The 2,752-nt window shown below is 37.3% G+C and carries 1 protein-coding gene and 1 pseudogene; both read right to left on the bottom strand.

The annotated features are described in order from the left end of the window. A pseudogene (locus Q0F90_RS08650) lies at positions 1–2,012 on the bottom strand (AAA family ATPase); the annotation flags it as partial. After that, a partial coding sequence (locus Q0F90_RS08645; RefSeq protein WP_296004790.1) for a shikimate kinase occupies positions 2,012–2,752 on the bottom strand: 741 nt, incomplete at its 5' end. The gene Q0F90_RS08645 and the pseudogene Q0F90_RS08650, both read right to left, overlap by 1 nt.

The following is a 2,752-nucleotide window of genomic DNA, read 5'->3' as shown; positions in this document are numbered from 1 at the left end:
AACAAATTACGTTGTAACATACCACCATAGCGTGGTACAAATGGAATGATAACTACACCATACTCGCTACCTTGGCGCTAATGAACTGTAATAGCATAAGCAGGCATAATCATATGAGCTTCATCGATAGGTAGACGAACCTCTTTATGGATAAATCGGATACAAATGTCGGTTCGTGTAATAGCATAAATTACACCAATTTCGCCATTAAAGACCTCTAACTCATAGTCATTTAGGATTTGGATAACCTTATCGCCAACGCGATACGTTATACCATTTACACGTGCTTCCCCTTTATAGCTATCCGGTGGATTAACAGCTTGTTGCACGTATTGTGATATCAATGTACTACCTGCTTCTCCACGGCGCATAGGCGAAATAATTTGAATATCTAATTCATCCTCTACATATTCCCGTTCTCGTTTATATACATCGATGATGGCTTTCATCATCATGTCGTAAGACTTAACAGGAATAAAGGAAAACTCTTCACTCACACCATCTAGGTTCGGCATTTCTCCACGGTTGATAGCATAAGCACTTTCAACGATAGTATTACCTGAACTTTGACGATAAATCTGATTGAGTCGTGTATAAGGTACACAATCACTATCAAGCAAATCTTTTAATACAAAACCAGCTCCAATAGGCGGTAATTGATCAACATCGCCAACGATAATAACATGGGCTTCTTTAGGAATAGCGGCCATTAATGAATAGAATAAACGAACATTGAGCATAGATGCTTCATCAATAATAATAACATCAATATCTAATGGATCATCTTCATTTTTAGTAAAATCATAGGAATCACTACCTTGAACAGGTACTAATAATCTATGAATCGTAGTTGCTTCAAACTCAGTAGCCTCTGTGAGTCGTTTCGCAGCACGGCCCGTAGGAGCACAAAGAATAATACGACCTAAGCCACCAAGTTGGAACCCTTTTACTAAAGCCTTAATAATCGTAGTTTTACCCGTACCAGGGCCACCAGTTATGAGGGAAAACTTCTCAAAAAACGAAAGCTGTATAGCCTCTTTTTGAGCATCACCAAAGGTAATATGGTTATCCTGTTCAAACTTTTCAATAAAACTTGGAATATCTAGAGCAATTGGATCAGCTTCTAGTAAAAATTCCCGAGTATAGTGAACGCCTTCCACTTCAGAAACATACATTTCTGGCGGATAGATATATAAAATATCTTCGTAATACGTGCTATACAGTGCACCTTGCTCTAAAAGACTTTCAATAAAGTTAGCAATATCATCTACATCAGTTTGTAAAAGATCATCTAAGCGACCTATCAGTTGATCTACAGGCAAGCATGTATGACCTTGATTATCTAAACTACGTAAAATCCATTCTAAACCAGCCTCTAAACGGCGAGAATCACTACCAGTAATACCTAGATGTTTCGCCAGTGTATCAGCCGTACCAAAGAGCATATCCGGCGCCACACGCAACAAGGTATAAGGATTATCCTTTATAACGGCTACAGACTGAACGCCATAATAAGTATATACAGTCCTACTCCATTTAGAAGAAATATGGTGACTTTCAAAAAAGTGATTTAAATCGGATAAAATACCTTCACCAAGTAAAGTGTTAAATAGTTCATCCTTAACACTTTTTCGAAGACCAGGAACATCCTTAATTTCTTCGGGACGTTCCTCTCTTAAAATTTCAAGAATACGAATGCCGAAATAGTCGAGAACCTTCTCTACAGATTTCTCACCAAAACCTTTTATGCCTAGATTGAGAAGATATGTCTTAGCAGCACCCATATTATCGGGCTTTAACTTCTCTACACTGCTCGCATCGAATTGGCGACCATATTTTTCATGCTCTACATAGCGGCCTCGTACTTCAATATCTTCCCCTTCTTTAGGAGACTCGAACTTGCCGGTACAAGTAATGTATTCCTCATTATAATCTTTGAGGATACACACGCAATATGTACGCTGTGTATTCTCATATATAGTTCGGTATACAAATCCTCGTATGGCGTCCATTATTTCTCCGTATTAGGCAAGGCTTCAATAATTTCTTGCACCGCATCGGTAATGCTGCCTTCGTTACCAATTTTGATATGCGCCACTTCTTCGTATAATGGGTATCGTTCTTCATATACATTAAAGATATACTCGATACTTTCTTTTACAAGTGGACGAATTTCAAGATCCAAATCATCTAAAATATGATTTACATCGCGGTTAACGAATACAACCAGACCGTTATTGCGCATTAAATTAACAGTTTTATCATAAGTAACTGTACCACCACCTGTAGCAATAACAGATGGTTTATTGTGAATCAATTCTTTGATTGTAGTATATTCGTATTCAGTGAAAGCATCTTTGCCATCATGAATATAAATATTTTGTACAGATTTACCAACCTTATCTTGGATGGTTTGATCTAAATCGAAGAAGTCTCTACCTAATTCTTTAGCAAGAACCTTACCAACTGTAGTCTTACCAGCACCAGGCATACCGATGAGGAAAATATGTTTATGCATATTTTCTTTTAAGTACTCGTTACTCATGGAAACAACAGTTTTCATATAGTTTTCCACATAGTTCGCTAAAGATTCATCGTTGCAGTTAGCACGATGCATAGCAATGATACTTTCATCCCGTTCTTCGTCTACAAGTGGCAAATGATGTTCATCTTTATATTTACCAATTTCTTTAATTAAGGATAGTCTTTTTTCAAATTCAGCGACTAATACAGCATCAATGCTGTCAATTTG

Source organism: uncultured Veillonella sp. (genome assembly GCF_934190855.1).
Lineage (GTDB): Bacteria > Bacillota > Negativicutes > Veillonellales > Veillonellaceae > Veillonella.
This window is presented reverse-complemented; position numbering and strand designations above follow the sequence as displayed.